General features: G+C 36.5%; 19 protein-coding genes. 11 read left to right on the plus strand and 8 right to left on the minus strand.

Going from position 1 to position 23810, the window contains the following annotated elements; translation table 11 throughout:
• On the minus strand, positions 1-496 hold a 496-nt coding region (locus tag N2Z72_07955; GenBank protein MCX7697606.1), incomplete at its 3' end, for a Spi family protease inhibitor.
• Positions 497-627: 131 nt separating this feature from the next.
• Between N2Z72_07955 and hutI the strand changes: the two genes are divergently transcribed.
• Together hutI and ftcD are read left to right on the plus strand one after the other, a co-directional pair.
• Complete coding sequence (hutI, locus tag N2Z72_07960) at positions 628-1887, plus strand: imidazolonepropionase (protein ID MCX7697607.1); 1260 nt, start codon at positions 628-630, stop codon at positions 1885-1887.
• 5 nt (positions 1888-1892) lie between these two features.
• Positions 1893-3578 carry a glutamate formimidoyltransferase gene (gene ftcD / locus N2Z72_07965; GenBank protein ID MCX7697608.1) on the plus strand — a complete coding sequence of 562 codons (1686 nt, stop codon included), beginning with the start codon at positions 1893-1895 and terminating at the stop codon, positions 3576-3578.
• A 133-nt stretch (positions 3579-3711) separates the two neighbouring features.
• On the opposite strand, the gene N2Z72_07970 is transcribed toward ftcD, so the two are convergent.
• The 3 genes from N2Z72_07970 to N2Z72_07980 form a co-directional block, all read right to left on the minus strand.
• Positions 3712-4551, minus strand: a complete 840-nt coding sequence (locus N2Z72_07970) for a DUF4349 domain-containing protein (GenBank protein ID MCX7697609.1) — start codon at positions 4549-4551, stop codon at positions 3712-3714.
• Between the two features lie 291 nt (positions 4552-4842).
• Positions 4843-7239: a sodium-translocating pyrophosphatase gene (locus N2Z72_07975; GenBank protein ID MCX7697610.1), complete on the minus strand. Its 2397-nt coding sequence runs from the start codon at positions 7237-7239 to the stop codon at positions 4843-4845.
• Positions 7240-7337: 98 nt separating this feature from the next.
• A complete protein-coding gene (locus tag N2Z72_07980; GenBank protein MCX7697611.1) occupies positions 7338-8384 on the minus strand; it encodes a putative manganese transporter in 1047 nt (348 codons plus the stop codon).
• A 76-nt stretch (positions 8385-8460) separates the two neighbouring features.
• On the opposite strand from N2Z72_07980, the gene N2Z72_07985 reads away from it, so the two are divergent.
• Genes N2Z72_07985 through N2Z72_07995 form a run of 3 tightly spaced genes read left to right on the plus strand, consistent with a single transcriptional unit; the run spans position 8461 to position 12288 of the window.
• Positions 8461-9945 carry a S41 family peptidase gene (locus N2Z72_07985; protein MCX7697612.1) on the plus strand — a complete coding sequence of 495 codons (1485 nt, stop codon included), beginning with the start codon at positions 8461-8463 and terminating at the stop codon, positions 9943-9945.
• Positions 9942-11387, plus strand: coding sequence for a D-alanyl-D-alanine carboxypeptidase/D-alanyl-D-alanine-endopeptidase (gene dacB / locus N2Z72_07990; GenBank protein MCX7697613.1), 1446 nt, complete (start codon positions 9942-9944; stop codon positions 11385-11387). The genes N2Z72_07985 and dacB overlap by 4 nt, the downstream gene beginning before the upstream one ends.
• On the plus strand, positions 11380-12288 hold the full coding sequence (locus N2Z72_07995; protein MCX7697614.1) for a TIGR01777 family oxidoreductase: 909 nt from the start codon (positions 11380-11382) through the stop codon (positions 12286-12288). Before dacB ends, N2Z72_07995 begins: the two co-directional genes overlap by 8 nt.
• Here N2Z72_07995 and N2Z72_08000 read toward each other — a convergent pair.
• Genes N2Z72_08000 through N2Z72_08010 form a run of 3 tightly spaced genes read right to left on the minus strand, consistent with a single transcriptional unit; the run spans position 12271 to position 14631 of the window.
• Positions 12271-13545 carry a hypothetical protein gene (locus tag N2Z72_08000; protein MCX7697615.1) on the minus strand — a complete coding sequence of 425 codons (1275 nt, stop codon included), beginning with the start codon at positions 13543-13545 and terminating at the stop codon, positions 12271-12273. The genes N2Z72_07995 and N2Z72_08000 overlap by 18 nt on opposite strands.
• A complete protein-coding gene (locus tag N2Z72_08005) occupies positions 13538-14152 on the minus strand; it encodes a type I 3-dehydroquinate dehydratase (protein MCX7697616.1) in 615 nt (204 codons plus the stop codon). Before N2Z72_08005 ends, N2Z72_08000 begins: the two co-directional genes overlap by 8 nt.
• Complete coding sequence (locus N2Z72_08010) at positions 14149-14631, minus strand: hypothetical protein (GenBank protein MCX7697617.1); 483 nt, start codon at positions 14629-14631, stop codon at positions 14149-14151. Before N2Z72_08010 ends, N2Z72_08005 begins: the two co-directional genes overlap by 4 nt.
• Before the next feature lie 91 nt (positions 14632-14722).
• Between N2Z72_08010 and N2Z72_08015 the strand changes: the two genes are divergently transcribed.
• The 6 genes from N2Z72_08015 (at position 14723) to trpB (ending at position 22812) form a co-directional block, all read left to right on the plus strand.
• On the plus strand, positions 14723-15406 hold the full coding sequence (locus N2Z72_08015; GenBank protein ID MCX7697618.1) for a 3'-5' exonuclease: 684 nt from the start codon (positions 14723-14725) through the stop codon (positions 15404-15406).
• Between the two features lie 54 nt (positions 15407-15460).
• Positions 15461-17221, plus strand: a complete 1761-nt coding sequence (gene argS, locus N2Z72_08020; protein MCX7697619.1) for an arginine--tRNA ligase — start codon at positions 15461-15463, stop codon at positions 17219-17221.
• Between the two features lie 6 nt (positions 17222-17227).
• Positions 17228-17875, plus strand: coding sequence for a hypothetical protein (locus tag N2Z72_08025; GenBank protein MCX7697620.1), 648 nt, complete (start codon positions 17228-17230; stop codon positions 17873-17875).
• A 1-nt stretch (position 17876) separates the two neighbouring features.
• Positions 17877-19160: a tyrosine--tRNA ligase gene (tyrS, locus tag N2Z72_08030; protein ID MCX7697621.1), complete on the plus strand. Its 1284-nt coding sequence runs from the start codon at positions 17877-17879 to the stop codon at positions 19158-19160.
• Between the two features lie 110 nt (positions 19161-19270).
• On the plus strand, positions 19271-21283 hold the full coding sequence (locus tag N2Z72_08035; protein MCX7697622.1) for a T9SS type A sorting domain-containing protein: 2013 nt from the start codon (positions 19271-19273) through the stop codon (positions 21281-21283).
• Between the two features lie 338 nt (positions 21284-21621).
• Positions 21622-22812, plus strand: a complete 1191-nt coding sequence (gene trpB / locus N2Z72_08040) for a tryptophan synthase subunit beta (GenBank protein ID MCX7697623.1) — start codon at positions 21622-21624, stop codon at positions 22810-22812.
• A gap of 48 nt (positions 22813-22860) precedes the next feature.
• Here the strand turns inward: trpB and N2Z72_08045 are convergent, their stop codons facing one another.
• On the minus strand, positions 22861-23547 hold the full coding sequence (locus N2Z72_08045) for a hypothetical protein (protein MCX7697624.1): 687 nt from the start codon (positions 23545-23547) through the stop codon (positions 22861-22863).
• Between the last annotated feature and the right edge of the window lie 263 nt (positions 23548-23810).

Here is a 23810-nt window from a genome sequence, read left to right on the forward strand (position 1 = left end):
AGATGTGTATAAGAGACAGGTATGGACAAAGTGAATTATAATATTTTCCTTGATCCCACAAACAATGAAGAAGGGGGGGAACAGAAGATTTATTAGGTGATTGGTATGTACCATTAAGCCAGTCTTGCCATAATTGTTTGATTTCAAAAGTTGGCTCTATTCCCATCTTTTGGATGTGGCTTATTTGCTCTTCGTAATACTTGATAAGATTTTTAAAGGCAAATGGAATTTTTTCTTCGTCTTTGCTGAAAAAAGAAGAATATCCAAGAATAGGTTGGACGGCGTCGTCACCAGCAATAAGAATCATGTTAGTATTATCATAAAAAAGATGTATTAGACCATTTGAATTGAGGGGATAATATGAAAGTTGGTTGGATAAACCCCATTTGTATCTAAAAAAATGATGAGCTATCTTACGAGCTAATGCAGAGTCGATGGGATTGCTAAACAATAAACCAGATAAACTGAGCAATAAAGTAAAAGCTAAAGATTTCATTTTTTTTTCAAAAATAACTTTTTTGTGGTGATTGGTCAATTAATAAATGTTAGCTTGATTTTTTAATGTACATATGATGTCAGTAAATTCATCTTTAAACACGTTTTTTGCGTAGATTTGCAAAAAAGAAAGTGAAAATTCTTTTAAAGAATATCGATGTTCTTTGGCTTTCCGAAGAAGGGAATAATAAAGTTTATCCTTACGTGCGGGAGATGTTTTCTAATCCACCACGTATAGAAAATGCTTTTTTGTTCGCAGAAAACGGAGTTGTTAAGGGTTTTGGACATATGTCCGTAATGGATGTCAAAGAAAGTCATTGCGATATCGTTTTGGATGCTCGTAATCGTCATGTTTTTCCTGGTTTTTGTGATTCACACACACATGTGGTTTTTGCTAAAACACGAGAAAGTGAGTTTGTGGATAAGATCAAAGGTTTAAGTTATGCTGAAATTGCAAGACGAGGCGGTGGGATTTTAAATTCTGCACGTGCCTTACATAAGGCATCAGAAGAAGAACTTTATGAACTAGCTCTACAAAGGATAAGACAATTGATTAGTTTGGGAACTACTGCCATTGAAATAAAAAGTGGTTATGGTCTAACGACTTCATCTGAGTTAAAAATATTGAGGGTTATTCGTAGCCTTAAAGAAACATTACCTATCCCCGTTCGTTCAACATTTCTTGGAGCTCATGCATTTCCCGAAGAATATCAGAATAAACGAGATGCATATGTTGATCTGATTGTACAGGAGATGTTGCCTGCTGTGGCTGAAGAAAATTTGGCTGATTTTGTAGACGTTTTTTGTGATGAAGGTTTTTTTACACCGGAACAAACGGAAAAAATTTTCGAAACAGCTATTAAATGGGGTTTGCGACCCAAGATCCATGCTAATGAGCTAGGTATCACAGGTGGTGTAAGAGTGGCTGTTAAGTATGGAGCTGTGAGTGTTGATCATTTAGAACATTTAACCAATGAAGAAATTGATTTACTGGCTAACTCTGCTACAATTCCTACTGCTTTACCTGGAACTTCTTTCTTTTTACGTTTACCTTATGCACCTATGCGGAAAATGGTGGATGTAGGACTACCACTTGCTTTAGCGTCGGACTTCAATCCGGGCAGTTGCCCCTCTGGCAACATGCAGTTCATATGGACCCTAGCCTGTATTTATGGGCGATTGCTTCCTGAGGAAGCTCTGGTAGCCATGACCATCAATGGTGCTTGTGCGATGGGCTTACAAGATAAAGTGGGATCTTTTGCTCTTGGTAAAACAGCCAATTTTATTTTATCAAAACCTCTTCCATCTCTGGCTTTCATACCTTACTACTATGGAGTAAGTAACATCGAAAAGGTTTTCGTAAATGGATTTCCATGGAATTTAAACGAATAATAAATATGGAAAAACTCATAGAATGTGTTCCAAATTTTAGCGAAGGTCGTGATAAGACCAAAATTAAAGCCATAACCGATGTCATTGAATCGGTTAAAGGTGTTTGGTTGCTGGATGTGGACCCTGGTGAGTCGACCAATAGAACAGTTGTAACTTTTGTTGGTACTCCCGAAGAAGTACTCGAAGCTGCTTTTTTAGCTGTAAAAAAAGCATCTGAGGTTATTGACATGAGCCAACACAAAGGAGCTCATCCCCGTTTTGGGGCTACAGATGTTCTTCCTCTAGTACCGTTGTCTAACATTACCATGGAAGAAGTAGTAGAATATGCTAGGCGACTTGCAAAACGAATAGGAGAAGAGTTGGAAATACCTGTTTATTGTTATGAAGAAGCAGCATTCTATCCTGAAAGAAAGAATTTAGCCAATGTTCGTGCTGGCGAGTATGAGGGTTTGCCTCAAAAACTTGCTGATCCTGCATGGAAACACGATTTTGGTCCTGCAAAATTTAATCCTCAAACAGGGGCTATTGCTGTAGGAGCTCGTGATTTTTTGGTTGCTATTAATTTTAATCTTAATACCACTAGTGTTCGTCGTGCCAATGCTATAGCTTTTGACGTTCGCGAAAAAGGTCGTCCACTCCGTGAAGGAAATCCAATTACAGGTAAAATTGTGCGTGATGAAAAAGGTGAACCTGTTATGATTCCTGGTACTCTCAAGGCTACAAAAGCTATTGGCTGGTACATAGAAGAGTATGGCATAGCACAAGTAAGCATGAACATAACCAATATTTCCGTGACTCCTGTTCACGTAGCTTTTGATGAAGTTTGTCGTAAAGCGGCTGAACGTGGTGTGAGAGTAACTGGTGCTGAAATCGTTGGTCTAGTTCCCAAACGTGTTCTCATCGATGCAGGAAAACATTATCTCCGCATGCAAAAACGGTCTGTTGGAGTAGCTGAGGATGAGCTCGTAAAAATCGCTATTCGCAGCATGGGACTTTCCGACATCAAGCCTTTCAATCCTCGAGAAAAAGTCATTGAGTATATCATTGAAGAAAAGAAGAAAGAAAAAAAGCTTATTGATTTAACATGCAAGCAATTTGTTCACGAAACAGCCAGTGAGTCGCCAGCTCCAGGAGGTGGTTCTGTATCTGCACTTATGGGAGCTCTTGGTGCTGCTCTTGGCACAATGGTTGCCAATCTAAGTTCCCACAAACCAGGATGGGACGATCGATGGGAAGAGTTCAGTGATTGGGCTGAAAAAGGACAAAACATACTCAATGAATTATTATTTCTGGTGGATGAAGATACCAAAGCTTTCAATAGGGTGATGGATGCGTATGGTTTACCTAAAGACACGGATGAGGAAAAACAAGAGCGTCAAAAAGCTATTCAAGAAGCTATGCGTTACGCTACATCGGTTCCATTGCGTACGATGAAAAAGTCTTTAGAAGTTTTTCAGCTTTGTAAGGCCATGGTGGAAACTGGTAATCCTAATTCTCTGTCTGATGCAGGTGTTGGCTCATTAGCAGCTTTGGCTGGCGTGAAAGGAGCTTACTATAATGTTCTTATTAACCTTGCTAATATTGAAGATAAATCTTGGGCTGAAACCGTTCGAAAAGAAGCTGATGGATTATTGCAAGAAGCTCTTCGCATTGCACAAGAAATTGAGCAACTGGTCCAAGAAAAGCTCTGATGACCATCAGAAGCAAAGTCTCTTTATTCACGTAATATTACATTTCAGAAAGTTGCCTTCTTTAGTGCTTACGGCCAATTTTTAATGAATAAGTTATTGCTTTATATAAATGACAATAGGTCAATGTGTGATCTTACTGGTTTTTGTCAGGTAAATTATCAGATGAGGAAAGAGATCTTTTTTTCTTTTTAGAATAATTGTAAATTAATATTATAATGATGGTAATTAGCCATATAGGCCATAGAGTAATAATAGCTTGCACTATCCAGATGAGAATGTGCCATCCTTCGAGGAAATTTTCTTTTGCTCTTTTCCAGAAGAAAGTTTTTTTCATCTTGGGTTCGTAAAAAGTGATTGAAAGTGTTGAATACTGCACTTGATTTTGTAAGTGCGAAAGTCTTCCTTGAAGACTTTCGATATCAAGTTGTAAACTATCAATTTTTTGCTGAATTTGCATAATTTCACTAATATTTCTAGCGTGTTTTAAAAGTTCTTCATAATGTTTTTTGATTTCCTGTTTTGTTTTTAGTCTTGTTTCCAAATCGACGTATTCTTTTGTTACTTCATACACTTGAATATCCTTGTTTTTTAAAACGAAAATAATAGGGTCGAGTTTTTTGACAAAGTCATCAAACTTATCGCAAGGTATGCGAACTTCCATCGTATATTCTTTTTCATTTGCAAAATCTCGTGCAAATTCCTTGGAAATAAATCCCTGGTGAGCTCTAACTTGTTCTTCTATGTAATTTTTTGCTTCAGTTATATTCTTTGTCTCAAAAAGTAAAGATCCCTCTTTAATGAATTTACGGTCAGGTTTAAAGATTCCTAAGCCATGTTCTTCATGTTGGGAATTATTTTGATTTGAAACGACAACGTCTCGAGTTTCCTCAGTTGTATTTGTGGAATCAGTTTTATTAGCACATGATATAAGCAAAATAAAAAAGGAAATCCATAAAGAAATGCTTGCCTTCATTTTTTTATCAAAGATAATGTTTCTTTTTAAAAAATTTTTATAAATAGCTAACAAAATTTAATTTTTATTCGAATCTTAATATTATGTTTATTCTCATACCTAGGGGCAGTAAACCATGATTTTTTTGCGGATGTTTAACTAAAAATAGACTTTTTGTTGTAATGAAGTTACTAACAATTTTTAGTCTTAGAATTCCGAAAATTTTCTTTATCAAATTTTTCCAAGTGTTAATGAAAAAAAAAAACAGGCAACCATTTGGCTGCCTGTATAATTTTTAGTGATTTATTAAGTTTATTCCACTCCTTTAATTCTCATAGCAAAGAAAGTGCGGAGGACGAAGAAAAGAGCAATGGCAATAAAAATAGCTCCGATGATGTGAGAATAAGGTAGAAATGCTGGACTGATGGCGATCTCCATGGCAAGCACTCCAAACAGCGTGGTGAATTTAATAATTGGGTTTAATGAAACGGATGAAGTATCTTTAAAAGGATCACCTACAGTATCCCCTACAACAGTAGCAGCATGTAGATCAGTCCCCTTAGCTTTGAGCTCCACTTCGACAATTTTTTTAGCGTTGTCCCATGCTCCACCTGCATTGGCCATAAAAACTGCTTGGAATAATCCGAAAATAGCAATTGATATCAAGTAACTTATAAACATAGAAACAGCTTCAATATGGTTATTTTCACCAGGTGAAGAAAGGAAAGCTACACCCAATGCGAAAGAGAAAATTCCAATGAAGATGTTAAACATTCCTGATTGAGCGTATTTCGTACAAATAGCTACCACTTGACTTGACTTTTCTGCACTGGCTTTTTTTTCTGCGTTGGGATCGAGATTGATGTTTTTCTTGATGTACTGAACAGTACGTCCTGCACCTGTTGTTACGGCTTGAGTAGAAGCAGCTGTAAACCAATAAATCACTGCACCACCAAGTACAAAGCCAAAAATGGTATAGGGGTTAAGTATGCTGAGTAATGAAGCTGGTTCAACTCCTAATGCTTTTTCCACCAACAAGATGAGGGAGAAAATCATGGTTGTTGCACCCACCACAGCGGTACCTATAAGAACTGGCTTAGCCGTTGCTTTGAACGTGTTGCCCGTTCCGTCATTAGCCTCAAGGTAGTGTTTGGAAAGTTCAAAATCGGGGGTAAAATGAAATTCTTTTTCTATTTCTTCTTTGACGTTAGGAATGTCTTCAATAAGGGATAGTTCGTAAATGGACTGAGCATTGTCGGTTACAGGACCATAGCTGTCGACGGCAATAGTAACGGGACCCATTCCAAGCATTCCGAAGGCAACCAAACCAAAAGCGAAAATAGGTGGATAAACCATGTATTGTTCCAAACCATAAGTACTAGCAAAATATGCTATAACCATTAAAACTATGAAAACAATTCCTTGCCAAAAAGCACTAAAGTTCCCTGCTACAAAACCAGAAAGAATATTTAACGAAGCACCCCCACGTTTGGATGACTCAACCACTTCATTAACATGAGCGGAATTTGGGCTCGTAAAGATTTTTGTAAATTCAGGAATAAGAGCTGCACCCAACGTTCCAGCAGAGATGATGGTACTTAAAATGATCCAAAGGTTGTTCCCAAGATCTTTAAGAATAAAATAGCTAGATATATATGTGATAACAATAGATAGAATGGAAGTTAGCCAAACAAGATGAGTTAATGGCTTTTCGAAATCAAACTGGTCCTTGTTATGGTAAATGGCTCTACTGATGAGGTTGTTAATACCATAAGATGCAATAGATGTAAGAATCATTAAAGCACGCATAACAAAAATCCACATAAGCAGTTTTACTTGAATAACTGGATCGTAGACACCTAAAAGTATGAACGAGATAAGTGCTACGCCCGTTACTCCGTAAGTTTCGAAACCATCAGCAGTAGGTCCGACACTGTCGCCAGCATTATCTCCGACACAGTCGGCTATAGTACCGGGGTTGCGAGGATCATCTTCTTCTATCTTAAAAATTACTTTCATCAAGTCTGATCCTATATCAGCAATTTTGGTAAAAATTCCACCAGCAATTCTCAACGCACTAGCACCTAACGACTCGCCAATAGCGAAGCCAATAAAACTTGCTCCCGCATATTCTCCAGGTACCAATAGCAGAATAATGAGCATAATAGCTAATTCTATGCTGATGAGCATGACTCCAATGCTCATACCAGCATTAAGAGGAATGTTAAGAAGTTTAATTGGTTTTCTTTCAAGAGAAGCAAATGCCATTCGGCTATTTGAAAGTGTGTTCATTCTAATACCAAACCATGCCACAGAATAAGATCCCAACATTCCCACGACGGTCCATGCTAGAATCATAAGCACTCCCCCGATACCAAAACTGGTTTCGGTCAAGTATCCAAAATAAAATGCTACGGCTGCACCAATAAAAAGAAACAAAATCAGTAAAAACCTACCTTGACGAATAAGATATGTTTTACCCGTTTGGTAAATAACTTCAGCTACCTCAAGCATCGATCGATGTGCCGGAAATTTTTTAACACGCAAAAATTGAAATAATCCAAAAAGTAATCCCAGCAAAACAATTCCAAATCCCCAGTACAAAAGTGTTTCCTCTTTAATTCCATCAGGAACAACTAAATTAGCTTCGCTGGCTTTCGAAAGAAAAGGAAACACCAGCATCAAAAGAAACAACCACCATTTTTTCATAATGTTAAATTTTTACAAAAATACGAGTTTATTAAATTCGTTTTAAATAATAATTTAAATATATGATCTGTTAGCAGCTTGAGCAAATAACTCACAACTCACAATAAGCTGAGGCTGATAAAACCGTATGTTAAAGCTAAAATGACTTTAATCAATTTGATCATCATGAATGATCTTGCAGACTCTGCAAGGAGTGGTAGTCCGGCATGTCCTTCCTGAACAATGGAGTTTGCCATTAAGATAGGAAATGGAATAATGTTATTGGCAAAGAGAGTGACAAAAATCATGTGAGGACCTGATTCTGGTATGATTCCTATTAAAACGGCAAGGATCAGAACAATGTAAAGGTTATTATTAATCCATCTTTCAATATCAATTGCTTGGTAAAGAAAATAGAGAACTAACATGGTGGCAAAAACCCATAGCAGCAAACGAAAAAAATGTTTTTTGAAAACATGTTTCCAAACATGTTCTAAAAGAAAGTGATCGTTGACACCCATGCTGAGAAAAAACGTCAATAAAGCAAGTCCACCTAATAGCTTTTTAATATATCCTTCTACTTGTAAATAACTAACGTTTGAATCGACCTGATGACTGTGATCTGGTAAAAACAACAATGCTACAGAAAGAAGGAGAAGTATGAAAAGGATAAAAATTCTTTCAAATGAAGGCTGCCTAAGATTAGTAATACAACATTTTATAAAACCCTGCTCGTGAAAAACATCGTTTTCATGCAATTCAAAGTGAGTGTTGATTTGAAAGTTTTTGGAATACAAAACGTTGGTAATCCATCCTACTACGGTAGCTAAAACGAAAAGGCCAGCAAGCAACAATAGGGCTTTTTCGGGAAAAAGACTTAACATAACATAAGATTCATCACCTGTTGTAGCTATGAAATTAGCAAGGATAGAACCGAAATTTACGGTACCATGTGTATAGAGTGTCACCCACAGGTAACTTCCTGCACAACCTGGAAGAAGGCCAAAAAAAACGGCTATGATGAGTTGAAGCATTTTTCGCTGAGAAAACTTTTCAAGCCATTTTCCTTTGCTCAAAACGTTGACATATTCAATCAACAACATGAGCATCAGAACTACCAGTGTAATCATGAGACTTTGAATAAGCAGTTCAATAAATACTTCCATTTTTTTCGCAAAAATATCATAAGTCCTTAAACAAGATCTTTCTCATGTTGTGTACAAAAACTTTATTTTTGCGTATATGAAAAGACTTTTATTTTACTGTTTTATTGTTTGTTCCGTTATTATTTCCCATTCTCAGGAGTTACGGAAGCTTTCAGGAGATGAAATCCGTGAGGATTTATGGTTTTTCAGGATTTTGCTTGAAAAGGGGCACATTAATATACAATCGGTAGCTCAAATGCAAAAAATTGATTCATTGATAAAGATCATTGATGAAAAATATAGAACATCGGGTGCCTACCAATATGAATTTTTCTTAGAACTTCTGAAAGTTGTTCATCATGTAAATGATATTCATACGGCGGTGTTTCTTACTGAAGAAGACAACGATTATATAAAAAATAATGGAAAATATCTTCCTTTGAGTTTAAGCTATGAGAAGGGGAAGTTGTTGATAAAAGACATTACCCACTCAGAAAAAGACAAACTTATAAGACAAGAGGTAATTTCTATCAATGGAAAAGATGCTGATAGTATCATGGCTATTCTTATTAAATTCGTAAATATAGATGGAGACGATTCATTAGTGCAAAAAAAATTGGCTGCTTATTATTTTCGCTCCCTATATCCATTTCTTTTTCCCTGTCTGGATAGTAACTTAATTGTTTTGAAAAATGATACCTCTCAACTCATTGATACACTTGTTTTATTGTCATGTCAAAAGAAAGATGAAACTTCTAATAATGCAAAATCGGACAAATCAAATGATCCCAATTTTTCTTTTTTCTATTTAGATGAGGAGCGATTGGGTTATCTGAAAATTTCTTCATTCTTACCCTCTGAACTAAAGAGTTATAGAATTTTTTTACGTGATGTTTTTCATTATTTGAAAAAAAACAAAACTGATGTGCTGATTTTGGATTTGCGAAATAATAGTGGAGGACTTTTAGATTTTGCAAGGCAACTCTTAGAATACCTTATCCCCTCTGAAAGAAGATATATTGATTATGTCACCCTTCGTAACAACTTGGTCATTCAATGGGTCTTGATCAAAAACTCGTTCCTTCAACCTGAAATTACGCGTTTTATTGGTAGATTGTCTGGAAAAGCTCAACGTCACCTGTGGAGTAAAAATCTTGTTTCTACTTATAAAAATTTTCCCGTAAAATCTGTTAAACCTAATTTTTTCGTTTACACAGGCAAGTTGTATGTTTTGATGAATTCACTTTGTGCATCAGCCACAGGTGTAGTGCTCAATAATCTATATATGCGACCTAATACGATTTTTTTAGGTACTCCAGCTGCTTGTACCCGAGATGGTTCCTATGGCAATCCTGTAAGTTTTAAACTCCCTAATAGTCGGATCCGAATAACGGTGAGCAGTATCTATATCAAACAAACTGTCGACACGGCTTTTTTCAACTATAAATCATATCCTTTTAAAAACATTGTTCCTCACATCATTGTAGAAGATAAAGAATTTCCTACGAATCTTGAAGAATTATATCATTTTCTTCTTGAAAAAGAAAGAAATCATGTATTTTTTCAAAATAAACAAAAGTGAAGTTGAAATTTTCTTATATTCTGTTACTTTTAGGCATTTATCTGCATGGGCAATTACTTGATAGTATACCTTATTTTCTAGAACAGTTTAATAGGGAAGTAGCACCTGCAAAATGGGGATTGGTCATAAAACGGTTATCAGATAAAAAAACTTTTGTTTCGTTTCATGCTAACGATTATTTTGTTCCTGCTTCAATAGTTAAATTACTTACTACTTCGGCTGCATTACACACATTGGGGGAGTCCTATGTCTTTCGTACCCTTTTCTATTTACAAGGGAATAAAGAAGAAGGGAACGTATGGAGAGGAGATTTAATTGTAATTGGCCAAGGTGATCCAACTCTGGGGATGAAAGGGGTCGATACGATGTTATGGGCTGATAGTTTGGTTATTTGTTTAAAAAAAATGGGAATAGATTCCATTACAGGGGGCGTAATCGGTTTGGCTTCGTGGTTCGATTCTATCATTGTTCCCTCAGGTTATGCTACGGATGATGTTGGGAATTATTTTGGAGCTGGAACGGCTTCGTTGGTGTGGAATAATGGTCAGATTTACTTGTTTTTCAAAACCGGTAAACCTGGCGAAAAAGCTGTCTTGTGGCAAACTTTACCTTCCTTGCCTGGTCTGAATTGGAGTGTAAGTGTTATAAGTGGTAAACCGGGATCAGGCGATCGGTGTAAGGTATTTGGATATCCTTTCGAATGGAATAGAAAAATCGAGGGGACCCTTCCCCCTTATCGCGATACGTTTGTCGTACGTGCATCGTCGCCCGATCCAGCCTTGCATGCAGCTTATTCTATTCAGGAATTACTGAAAAACAAAGGAATTCGTTTTGGTTCAAAGCATAAGGGTTTTTATCACTACCGTCATTGGCAAGATACCGTTTTTTTATTTCAAGTAAAAAGTTTACCCATATATAAAATTGTCGAACTGACGAACCTATATAGCAACAACGTGCTATCTGAAACTTTATTGAAAACTTTAGGAAAGCATGCTCTTGATAATGGGTCATATGATTCTGGTATAAAATATTTGCTGATTTTTATAAAAGACACTTTGAAAATTAGGTGGACAGGCAAAATAACAGATGGTAGCGGATTATCTAGAACGAGCCAAATAACACCTCTCGAAATGACAGATTTTCTAGTGGCCGTCAGTGAGAAAAAATGGTTTCCTTTTTTTTATGAGTCACTTCCCATAGGTGGAAGAACTGGAACGTTAAAAAACTATTTTGTTTCATCATCGCTTGAAAATAACATTCGCGCTAAAACGGGTACGATGTCTGGTGTGAGATGTTTGGCTGGTTATTTTTCGTCTTCCAACCAGGTAAGTTATGCTTTTACCCTGATGATCAATGATTACAGTAAGAGCATGGCAACCTTACATAAAAAAATAGAACAATTGTTGGAAAATATTGTTAAAACGATTTCGAAATATGAGTAAAAAAAAGACCATTTTACTCACCGGAGGGAGAGGATTTATTGGCAATTTCTTATTGGATGAATTGAAAAATGATTTTGATTTTATCATATTAAGCTCTCAGCCTATTAGTGAATGGAAAGGATTTCCCGTGAGAAGTTTGCAGAACAGGGCAAATCTTTTATCGGAATCAGAGTTTAATCAATGCTTTGCTATTATTCATTTATCGGGTATCAATGTAGCTAAGAAAAAATGGACGAGGAAACAAAAACAATTGCTGCGAGATAGTAGAATTAAACCACTAGATCAACTTTTTCGGATGGTGCATAAGAAGACAGAACTTAAAGTTCTTCTAACTGCTTCTGGTATTGGATATTATGATCATACGAGTTCGGTTGTAAAATTGGAGGAGAATTCTCCTGCAGGAAAGTCTTTTTTTTCGCGACTTTGTGTAGACTGGGAAGCAGCTGCCTTTCGTTTTCAGGAAAAAGGTTTACGAGTGGCTGCTCTACGTATGGGACTTGTTTTGCATCCGTCTGGAGGATTTTTGAAACCTTTTCTAAAACTTAATCGATTCTGGTTGGCTAATTCAGTCGGAAATCCTTTAGCTTGGTTTTCATGGATTCATGTCGTTGACACGATACGAATGTACCGATTTCTTGTAGAAAGACAAGATTTAGAAGGAGTGTTCAATGCTGTTTCTCCAAATCCTCTTACGCAAAAAGACTTTATGAGAACTTTGCGACAAATTCAATCAACCAGAGTTATCATACCACCTGTACCGGCATTTTTGGTAAGGTTGATGATGGGGGAAAGAGCCAAGCTTGTTTTAGAAGGAAAACCCGTGTACCCAACTAGAATGCTCGAGGCAGGATTTGAGTTCAAATATCCTACCCTTGAGGAGGCTTTACGAAGTTTTTTGTAAAAAACGACATACCTTTACTACATCATTTATGAAAGTAGGATACGACTTATTGATAGAAGGTAGATGAGGAACAGTGTATGATTTATCGGCAAGAACTCCAAGAAGTATAGCGAACATAACCATGCGATGATCAGGTGGTACTTCAAGATAATGAGGAAAAATAAAGTTCCTTCCTGTAATGTGTAAAGTATGTGATTTATATTCAAAATGAGCATTAATTTGCTGTAAAATTGATAAAATCGATTGGAGCCGATTAGATTCTTTGTTTGTAAGTCTTTCGCAACCATGGATAACAGATTTTCCACGGGCTGCTAAAGCTAAAAGAACTACAGCTGGTGCTAGATCTGGGTAATGTGTGAGATCGAATTCAAAAGCGTAAAATTCTGTTGAGCTCAAGCTTATTTCGTTTTGACCTTTTTGCCAGGGGATGTGAATCCGACTAAAAAGGTTGAGAATAACTCGATCTCCTTGTGCTGAACTTTCGTTAAGTCCTCTTATAGAGATATTTCCGTTAATAGCAGCTGCAGAAAGCCATAAGGCAGCATGCGACCAATCACCTTCCAAAAGCAATTGAACTGGTTGATAAGTTTGAGAACACGGAATTTGAATCAGCGAATTTTTTTCATCTACTTCCACATTTACGCCAAATAATTCAAGAATTTGCTTTGTTAAATGTACGTATGGTATACTGGGAATTTTTTTTACGTGAATCTTAAAGCTATTATTTTCATTCAATGAGGGAAATGCAAGCATCATCCCACTCAGAATTTGCGATGTGTCTATTTCTTCAAGTTCAAATGAAAAATTTGTTGGTTTTCCAAGAATCCATATGGGTAAATTTTTTCCTGTAACTTTAAATGCGATACCAGCAGCTTTTAAACTTTCATGTAATGAATTCATGGGTCTTTGAAGCAGGGTTTTTTCCCCGGTGATAGCCAAGGTAGGTTTTTCAGTCAGAGATGCAATCATGCTTAAAACGCGAGCATTAAAGCCAGATTCTCCACTGTTCAATAGGGGAGGGAGTTTTCGTAGAAAATTTTGTCCGCATATTTCGATCAGATCCGGATGTATGTTCATTTCAGCACCAAGCAGTTGAAGAGCATGAATCAGATGCAATGTGTCGTCTGAATAAATAGGATGATGGAGAACACTTTTGCTTTTGCAAAAGGCAGCACAAATGAGAGCACGTTGCATGAAACTTTTAGAAGCTGGGACGTCAATAATACCTTGCAGATAAAAAGGATGAACCTTAAACATGAAAAGTCTCTTTAATTTTTTGCCATTCTGACCAGTATAATTGTCCCTCTGCTAAAGGTGTCATTCCATCGGGTGCCAAATAAATCATTCTTTCACCATTAAAAGCTGCATAGATTCGACTTTCTTTGCCCAACCTTCCCATATTAAATGCAACCAGAGCCGATTCTTCATCGTAAAGTTTTTTTATGGCCTCATTATCTTCCCATGATTTAGCCGTGAAAACCATTTTATATAGGTCAGCTTTCAAGGAGCGCATTTTTTTGAGGGTTTCGAAACCTTTCGCTTCCTCGATGGTTTGATTCGAATGATAAGAAATCATACAACGTATACCATGAGATTGACATTTTAGAATATATTCATCTGTTGCTAATTCAAAAGGTAAATCAATCATGGTAGGCCGCAGAGAAAGAAATTGTTCAAACATATCCAATTGCTGGTAAGATCTAAATGAGACTATCCATTGTATAGGCAAAAACAATAGATGAACATATTCAATCCACTGGTATTGATGAACATCAAGTCTCAATTCTGCCCACTTTTTGTCCCTCGTGATTTCTTCGTGTTTGAGGAAGTCTGAGAAAGGAAAAACAAGAATTTCTTTGATCATAAAGCGAGATGATATTCACCGGAAGACACGATGTTACTTTGATGTAGGGCACGATCAAAAATAAAAATATCCATTCGGATAGTATAACTCTGGAGGAAAAGCTTCCAATAACTTACATCCATTTCCATGGTGATTATAGCTTCAATAGGTTTTTTAGGTAAACCTTCACGAAGAATTGGAAAACGTCCGTTATATCCCTCCAATAAAGGTTGCCAAGCTCCATTTATTTTCTCGTGTATGATCACGTAAAAATTGTAGTAATACTGACTGCCAGGATTGAAAGGATGTAAGGTATCCGATTCAGAAAGGCCCAGGTCGCCATCCCCATCTTTAACAAGTATACTTAAAAATGCCAAGGAATCTTTACCATCCTTGCTTTTGAAAAGCTCAAAATTTCGAAATTCTATAAATGGTTCGATAGATAAATTATCAGTTGGTGAATGACATCCAAGAAGAAAAAAAATTAATAAAAGCCCCAAAAAAATTTGTTTCATCATAGCTGTGAAATTAATAATTTTTCTACAACCATCTAAAAAAACAAGAAATAAAATATCTTAGCAAAAATTTAAAATGTTACAAAAGATATTGTTTCTTGATATTGAAACAGTTCCGGAGTTTCCCTCCTACGAGGAATTACCTGATCGAATACGTTTTCATTGGGATAGAAAGGTTTTGTTTATCAGAAGAAACGAGAACGAAACCCCATCTGATATTTACGAACGGGCAGGAATATATGCAGAGTTCGGGAAGATTGTTTGTGTAGCTATGGGTTATGTGAATGAGCAAAACGTGGCTCGAATTCGAAGTTTTGTTAATACCGATGAAAGGGCTTTGCTTCAGGAAATTGCCGATATCATAAACCGATTTAGTCAGATTCAGTTTCTTTGTGCGCACAATGGTAAGGAATTCGATTTTCCTTTTTTGTGCAGGCGAATGATTATTCATCACATACCCATACCTCCACTGCTTAATGTTCAGGGCAAGAAGTCATGGGAAACAACGTTTATCGATACGATGGAGCTCTGGAAATTTGGTGATTACAAGCATTTTACGTCGTTGGACCTTTTGGCAACGGTGTTGGGTGTTTCTAGCTCAAAAGACGATATGGATGGAAGCCAGGTAAGGCGTGTTTATTATGAAGAACGAGATCTTGACAGAATAGCAAAATATTGCCAGCAAGATGTGAGCACTCTCATCCAGGTTTTTTGCCGTTTAATGTTCATTGACAATCCTCTCACTATTGAATTTGTTTAATGGACTACGATGTAGCAGTGATATGGAAGTGATATTGTATCTTTGTAAAAAATCATGTTTTCTACTATTCGACATTCAGTTGTTAGAGCAATTAAAGTACTAAAAGGTCTTGAATTGTCTATTGATCAGATCCAGCTTGAGGAAACACCTGAACATTTTACAGGAGATATCACGATTCTTTTTTTTCCTTTGGCTAAGATGCTAAAAGTTAATCCCGAACAATTAGCTCATGAGGTAGCTGAATATTTGCAAAATAATGATAGCTTTATTGAAAACCATCATATCATTAAGGGGTTTTTGAACATCAGACTTAAAGATCGATTTTTACTGAGAGAACTTATTCGGATGAATAACACTTTTTCTGTAGTAGCTAAACCAAAAAAGATTTTAATAGAATATAGTTCGCCCAATACCAACAAACCGCTCCATCTAGGACATTTGCGCAATCATTTTCTGGGAGATTCAATTGCTAGAATTTTGCAAAGTGTGGGTCATGATGTAGTTCGTATCAATCTTATCAACGACAGAGGAATACATATTTGTAAAGCAATGTTGGCCTATCAAAAATGGGGAAATGGAGAAACACCCGAAACTGTAGGAATGAAGCCTGATCATTGGATTGGTAAGTATTATGTTTTGTTCGAACAACAATTAAAAAAAGAAATGGTAGAGTATGGGTTGGATGAAAAAAGTATCGCTCAAGCTCCTTTGATGCAAGAAGCTTTGGACATGCTCCGTCGTTGGGAAAATCACGATGCTGATGTGTTAGAGATTTGGAATAAGCTTCGTAATTATGCTTTGGAAGGTTTTAATCAAACTTATCGACGTACGAATATACATTTTGATCTGATTCAATTCGAATCGGAATGGTACGAAATGGGAAGACAGATTATCTTGAGTGCTCTTGAAAAGAAGTCTCAGGGTTTTTACAAGGACGAGACTGGAGCCATTATGGTTGATCTTAGCTCTGAAGGGCTTGATCAAAAAGTTCTTTTACGAAGCGATGGCACATCGGTCTACATTACTCAAGATGTAGGGGTGGCAGTGAGTCGTTTTGAACAGTATCAACCCGATCAAATGTTGTACGTGGTTGGCAATGAACAAGAGTATCACTTCAAAGTCCTCAAAGCTGTCTTAAAAAAAATGGGATTTGATTGGGCTGATCGTTTATGTCATTACAGTTATGGCATGGTCGAATTACCCGAAGGTAAAATGAAGTCGAGAGAAGGTAAGGTCGTTGATGCTGACGATTTGCTTGATCAATTGCATCAAATTGCTGCTGAAATTTCAGAAAATGTTGGCAGAGCTCATGAATTGGATCCCTCACAAAAAGAGTTTCTTTACGAACAAGTAGGGCAGGCAGCGTTGAGATATTTTATATTGAAAGTCGACCCAGCTAAAAACATTATATTTGATCCCAAAGAAAATATCGATTTTAATGGAAATACAGGACCTTTTCTGCAGTATACCCATGCACGAATTCGTTCCTTATTGTCACGTGCACAAGAAGAACCCTCGTTGAATCTTATTGAGAATTTGGAAACTATGCATGAGATTGAAAGGAAGCTTTCGCTTGCTTTACTGAAAAAAGATGATGTTATTTTAGAAGCTGCTCAAAGTTTAAATCCATCTTTACTTGCTAATTATTTGTATGAGCTTGCTTCGGCCTTTAATTCGTTTTATCAGGAAGTGCCAGTTATTCGGGAGGGACAGACCGCCAAAAGGTATTTTCGCTTATTTCTTGCTTCTCAAACAGGAGAAACATTAAACCATATTGGTTCCTTGTTGGGAATTTACATGCCCGAAAAAATGTAACATCCTATGATAGATTTATCGGAAAGTCAAACCCAGTTTTTTATTTATGAAGTTATTGGATATTTAGCTTCGTTGTTTGTGGCCATATCACTTTTTATGACCTCAATCCTGAAACTGAGGTGGTATCTGCTTCTTGGTAATGTTCTTTTCGTAGTATATGGCTTTTTGATCGATTCATATCCAGTGGTTTTGTTAAATCTTTTCAATGGAGGTGTAAATACGTATTTTATTTTTCAAGCTTACCGCCTGGGAGGAAGATATGCCATATTGCCTGCACAACCTAATTCCCCTATGCTGCAACGTTTTATTGAAGTTTATATCAACGATATAAAGAAATTTTTTCCTTACTTTGAAGCACTGGAAAATGAGCATATTATCTTTTTGATTGCTAAGGGAACAGCTGTGATTGGTCTTACAGCTTTTCAAAAGTTGGAGGGTGGTAAAGCTGAAGTGGTTATTGATTACGTAGCTCCTACTCATCGTAATATGAAACCTGGCAAGCTTATTTTTCATGACGAGGATATTTTTAATATGCTGGATGTACATACTATATTAGCGCGTTATTACCATCCTTCCCATGCCCGATACCTCAAAAAATTGGGTTTTTCTTTGGTGGACAAGGACCAACAATTATTTGTTTTAAAAAAGGAATGATATGAATTTTATTGACGAACTTAATTGGCGTGGATTGATTCACGATAAAACTCCAGGAGTAGAAGAATATGTTAATAGTTCTAGAGCCACAGCTTACGTAGGTATTGATCCAACAGCAGACTCTCTTCACATTGGTCATCTCGTATCTATTATTATGCTTAAGCATTTTCAAAACTACGGTCATAGGCCAATTCTAATTGTTGGTGGAGCAACAGGAATGATTGGTGATCCATCTGGTAAAAGCAAAGAAAGAGTTTTGCTCGACGAAAAAACACTTCGTCACAATCAAGAATGCTTACAAATACAACTTTCTAAGCTTTTGGATTTTTCTTCGTCTATACCAAACTCTGCCATTTTACTTAACAATTACGATTGGATGAAGGACTATACATTTCTTCATTTCATACGTGATATAGGTAAGCATCTTACGGTTAACTATATGATGGCGAAAGATAGTGTAAGAAAGCGTCTTGATAGCGAGGAAGGCATTTCATTTACTGAATTTACCTATCAACTCGTACAGGGATATGATTTTCTTTACCTCTTTGAGAAATACAATTGTAAGCTACAGATGGGGGGTAGCGATCAGTGGGGAAATATTACAACCGGTATAGAATTAATCAGAAGAAAGCTAGGAGGGGAAGCATATGGAATAACTTGCCCTCTACTGGTCAAACCAGATGGCACAAAATTTGGCAAAACCGAACAGGGAAACATATGGTTGGATCCTCAAAAGACATCTCCTTATCAATTTTATCAGTTTTGGATAAACCTTTCTGATGATGAAGCAAAAAAATATCTTTATATTTTTTCATTTAAAGAAAAAAAATACCTGGATGACTTGATTACTGAACATAGTAATACTCCACATTTGCGTATCTTGCAAAAACATCTTGCTAAAGAAATGACTACGTTTATTCATGGTGAGGCTGCTTACAATCAGGTTGTGGAAGCTTCTGAAATTTTATTTGGTAAAGGTACTTTTGAAGCTCTTCAAAAAATGGATGAGCAAATGTTTCTTTCTGTTTTTGAAGGAGTGCCAAAGCAAGAAATTTCCAAAGAGAGGCTTTCACAAGGTTTGACCATGGTAGATTTCATTGTAGATGTCGCGAAAGCTGTCTCCTCACGTTCCGAAGCAAGAAGACTTTTAAAAGAGCATGGCTTTTCCCTCAACAAACAGAAAGTCTACGAAGAAAGTGTTGTTTCTATGAAAGATGCCATAAAAGGACGTTATCTAATCCTGCAGAGAGGAAAAAAGAATTATTATCTGATTGTCATAAAGTAAGATTCCAAAGGTTTTTTACTTAATACAATTTTCAGTGTTAACTAATTGTTAACCGTTGTTTCCTTGTTATCCTTTAAGTTATTGTTAAATTTGTACTAAATATTGTTCACATGTTAAAGGTATTTTTTTCTTTGTGCTTATGCATGTTTTATATGATGATTCAGTCGGCCATTTTATGGCAACAGGATTTCACAAACATTCCGTCAAATTTTTATACCACTTCAGGTTGGACAAGAAATAGTGGATTAACATATGCCTGTACCGGTGGAAATTATGCTTATTACACTTCATCGACCAACGCTTATTTTGTGACTAATACTTTCAATGTGCCACAAGGAAGAGGTGTGAGGTTGACATTTAATGCTAAACGTGCTAATGCTTCAGCTGGAAGCATTGATATTTACTATTTAATTACTGGAGCTTGTAGTTTCAGTACCATGACACCTCAAAACAATGGTTGGGTTAGATGGGGAACCATCACTCCTGGAACAAGTGGATGTTCAAATTTTATCCTTAATCTTGAGAGTTTCATTTCAGGAGGCCAGAACATGGCAGTGGTTTTTTATTGTCCGAATGCTAGTGGAACAAATTTTATAACCGTGGATGACATTGTCATTGACGACAATGGCCCCACGAGCAGTCCTGTTCCTAATATATCAGGAGCAACCACTTACACTGAAAACTTTACTACAAACAGATGGTATGGTCCTGTCAATTGGACTGATTATGCAACCACTGGTGTTCAAGTACCGTATCGTTCTTATAGATCAGCTTCTGATGCATATACTTACCTTTTTAACAATGGTTCTGGTGGTACAGGTAATCACAGTGGAGTTTGGGCAGATTACTATGCTGCTTTTTATACAGGATTTGAGTTTTGTAATGCTTCATCAAGGTCTCAGATCATTACAAGGGAATTAAATACTTCAGCTTGTCCTGCCCCAGAATTGAAGTTTGCGTATATAGCTAAGTATCCTTGTTCTGGAAATTATGATTATACTTTTGATGAAGATTACAGATTGTGGGCACCAGCAGTTCATGTTTCTAGCGGCCAGGGATATACATGGGTTGAATTACCTGTCAATTATTATTTTCCTGATGGGCTTTGGCATTTTGCTGCATATGCCCTTCCTTCGAGTGCTAACATAAAGTTAAGATTTTCAAGAGGAACGACCACTTGTACCAGTCCTATGGTAGGCGTAGATCACATTAAGGTTATGTGTCGAGATTGCAATATTAGTTCTCGAAGCGGTGGAACTATTACTGGAGAGACCAATCCAGCACCTAATACAAATTATACTTATACCATTACTCCTACTTTAGGAGCAACGTATTACAAATGGATGATCCGGGCTATCGATCGTGATCCACCTGTGGTTATTGAAGCTTCCTGCCCCAACGGTACAGATCCCTGTATTGTTTCTGGACAGGGGACGACGACGGTAACTATTAATTTTGGTAACATGAATGGAGAACATTTCCGTGTTATGTGTATTCCGTATGATGCTGACCCGGGAACTCTTGCCAATCCGTCGGATGCATGCTACGCAAAAATCAGTTTTCTATTGGTGAATCCTTTGCCAGTAGAATGGTCCTTTTTCAAAGTAAATGTGGTAGACCATGATGTGGTGCTTGAATGGGAAACGCAAAGCGAATTAAATAGTGATTTTTTCATTCCAGAGAAAAGCCTCGATGGCATAAATTTTTCTCCCATCGGAAAAGTTCCCGCAGCAGGATTTAGTAATCAAATTAAGGAATATTCTTTTACTGACCCAAACCTTTCGCCAGGAATGAGTTTTTATCGAATTAAGCAAGTTGACAAGGATGGGAAGTACTCTTATTCCACCACTCTTTCAGTCATTAATGAAAATCCATCTACGACCCTATTTATTTCATCACCATTTACAGATCAACTAACCATCGAAACACAATATCCTATTTTGTATCCATCGACCTTATCTATTTACGATATACACGGGAAAATTGTTTATGAACAAAAGAACCTCATTATCAATGAAGAATCATCCTTACAAATTTCTTCCAACGGCTGGAAAAAAGGAATCTACTTTGTCGTAATTCAAGGTCCATCATTGTATTTTACGTCTACCGTAGTTAAATTATAAATCGATCATTCTTTGCGTAAAAAAAATATCATCAAACACATTAAAGAGTTATCATAATTAAAATTTTATTTACTTTTGCAGAGAAAATTAGAAATTATATCAGGATGAAAAAATTATGTAAGTTTTTCTTCTGGTGGCGTTTGAAGTTGTTCTGGTAGGGGGTAGCCTGTCCACGATATATTTTTTTAACCGCAGGAACCCCTGCGGTTTTTTTTTATAAAAATTCAAAGTATGAATAAACATAGAAACATAAACAAAGATCCCCCATCGCAATAGATATAATCAAATTCCAAAAAATTTATTTCTATTGATGTTAAACCAAAAAATAAATAAATAATATGAACACAAAAATTGACAATTTGTTAGTCCGTCCAAATGAAAAAATGTTAAAATACGATGGAAGATACGGAGAATACGGTGGTTCGTATGTTCCGGAGGTATTGCAAAGTCGGTTAGATAAGCTGGCTGAAGTATTTGAGCGATTTTCAAGAGATGAAGAATTTTTAAGTGAATTGGAGTATTATCTAACCACATATGCTGGTCGACCTAGTCCGATCTATTATGCTCGTCGTCTTTCTGAATATGTTGGTTCGAGGATTTTTCTCAAAAGAGAAGACTTGAATCATACGGGTTCACATAAGATTAATAATACGCTAGGACAAGGATTACTAGCAAAAAGAATGAATGCGAAAGAGTTGGTAGCCGAGACTGGAGCTGGTCAACATGGAGTTGCTACTGCAACAGTGGCTGCATTGCTGGGTATTCCGTGTAAAATCTTCATGGGATCGATCGATTATGAACGGCAAAGCTTAAATGTGAAACGAATGGAACTTCTTGGAACCGAGGTCATACGTGTTGATCGAGGATATCAGGGATTAAAAGATGCAGTCGATGCAGCCATTGAATATTATTTTGAACATCCAGAAGCATTCTATGTGCTTGGTTCCCAGGTAGGACCACATCCGTATCCCAAAATGGTAGGTTTTTTCCAAAGCGTTATTGGTCAAGAAGCAAGAGAACAAATTTTATCAAAGATAGGAAAACTACCAGATGCCGTGGTTGCATCGGCAGGCGGGGGTAGTAACGCCATTGGAATATTTTCTGCTTTCCTAGACGATGAGAGAGTTTCTCTCTATGGTGCTGAAGGAGGTGGACTTGATATTTCAGGAAAAACAGCAGCTACGCTTACTTATGGAAAACCCATCGTTTTTCAGGGCTTTTATTCTTATTGCCTCGTAGACGAAAATAATAATCCCGTACCATCTTATTCTATTGCTGCTGGCTTAGACTATCCAGGAATCAGCCCTCAACATGCATATCTGAAGGATACGGGACGTGTTGTTTATTTTTCGATCACTGATGCTGAAGCAATAGAAGCTTTTAAACTTCTTTCTAAACTTGAAGGTATTACTCCAGCAATAGAGTCAAGCCATGCACTTGCATTGGTCATTAAGCTTTTTAAAAACGCCGACAAAACTATCCTGGTGAATCTTTCGGGTAGAGGCGATAAGGATGTTTCACGCATATAATAATGAAGTACAACGACCCTTGCTTATGTGAGGGTCGTTTTCTAACAATTATTTTTTTAAGGAATGCAGTTCATTTAAGAATTCCTCTAAACTTTGAGAAGATTTCAAAAAACATGTTTCAGTATGATTTTTAAAAACAATGGTAATCGTTATGCAACCTTTGAGTCGTTGAGTTAGGTGAAGAGATGTTTTTTGCATGAAAGAATAAGCTTTGACAGTTAGCATTTGAAAGGTAAGTTTGTCGATGGCTTTTTCTACTGGCTCGCCACCACTGTAATATCCAGAAGAACTCATAGAAGCTTCGACTGGTTTATATTGAAACATATGAGATGTAAAGACAAAGGTATTTGAACTACCATCTGAAATAAAAAGAGAATCAGGTATTCCAATTTCTTTAAGTTTTGTTATGATAATTTTTCTGTAGTTTTCTTTGTCTGCTTGTTTTTTATGTTCTGAAATAGTGCCTTTTATGATTACTTTCGCCTCAACCAGATGATCTTCGAAACAACTCAAAGGATCAGCACATTTAATATTTATCACGTCTTCGATGATGAAGGTTTCATCGGTCGTGAGGAAATAGTATACCTTCTCTTTCATGCTATTTGCACTTTGAGTAGTGATAATTCCTGTTATGGTTTCTTCTTTTGTGCTTTTGTTAGTTTTTGTTTCCATATTTCCTCTCTTGCAGAGAGTAACACTTATAGCACATAAAAGAATTGCGACAAGAGGATACATTTTTTTCAAATTTAAAAAATTTTTTTAAATCTAATTATTTTTTATTCATGATAAAGTCTGGTCATGCTTTATAAAGCAATTTAATTACAAAATCTATTTATGGTCTAATATTGCTGAAAAGTGAAAAAATATTTCTTTGTTATAGAAAAATATATTCAAAGTATGTAAAGTACTTTGAATTTCTACTAATTGAGCATGATGAGGCAACTGTTAAAGATTAGGAATTTGAAAAAAATTCTTTCTCTCTACTTCCGACTTCAATT

The sequence above is a fragment of the Bacteroidales bacterium genome (assembly GCA_026418905.1).
In the GTDB taxonomy this organism is placed as follows: domain Bacteria; phylum Bacteroidota; class Bacteroidia; order Bacteroidales; family DTU049; genus JAOAAK01.

Coding starts and splice junctions, on each gene's coding strand:
- ftcD (MCX7697608.1), top strand. CDS start 1,893: ATGGAAAAACTCATAGAATGTGTTCCAAATTTTAGCGAAGGTCGTGAT.
- N2Z72_07970 (MCX7697609.1), bottom strand. CDS start 4,551: ATGAAGGCAAGCATTTCTTTATGGATTTCCTTTTTTATTTTGCTTATA.
- N2Z72_07975 (MCX7697610.1), bottom strand. CDS start 7,239: ATGAAAAAATGGTGGTTGTTTCTTTTGATGCTGGTGTTTCCTTTTCTT.
- N2Z72_07980 (MCX7697611.1), bottom strand. CDS start 8,384: ATGGAAGTATTTATTGAACTGCTTATTCAAAGTCTCATGATTACACTG.
- N2Z72_07985 (MCX7697612.1), top strand. CDS start 8,461: ATGAAAAGACTTTTATTTTACTGTTTTATTGTTTGTTCCGTTATTATT.
- N2Z72_07995 (MCX7697614.1), top strand. CDS start 11,380: ATGAGTAAAAAAAAGACCATTTTACTCACCGGAGGGAGAGGATTTATT.
- N2Z72_08000 (MCX7697615.1), bottom strand. CDS start 13,545: ATGTTTAAGGTTCATCCTTTTTATCTGCAAGGTATTATTGACGTCCCA.
- N2Z72_08005 (MCX7697616.1), bottom strand. CDS start 14,152: ATGATCAAAGAAATTCTTGTTTTTCCTTTCTCAGACTTCCTCAAACAC.
- N2Z72_08015 (MCX7697618.1), top strand. CDS start 14,723: ATGTTACAAAAGATATTGTTTCTTGATATTGAAACAGTTCCGGAGTTT.
- argS (MCX7697619.1), top strand. CDS start 15,461: ATGTTTTCTACTATTCGACATTCAGTTGTTAGAGCAATTAAAGTACTA.
- N2Z72_08025 (MCX7697620.1), top strand. CDS start 17,228: ATGATAGATTTATCGGAAAGTCAAACCCAGTTTTTTATTTATGAAGTT.
- tyrS (MCX7697621.1), top strand. CDS start 17,877: ATGAATTTTATTGACGAACTTAATTGGCGTGGATTGATTCACGATAAA.
- N2Z72_08035 (MCX7697622.1), top strand. CDS start 19,271: ATGTTAAAGGTATTTTTTTCTTTGTGCTTATGCATGTTTTATATGATG.
- trpB (MCX7697623.1), top strand. CDS start 21,622: ATGAACACAAAAATTGACAATTTGTTAGTCCGTCCAAATGAAAAAATG.
- N2Z72_08045 (MCX7697624.1), bottom strand. CDS start 23,547: ATGTATCCTCTTGTCGCAATTCTTTTATGTGCTATAAGTGTTACTCTC.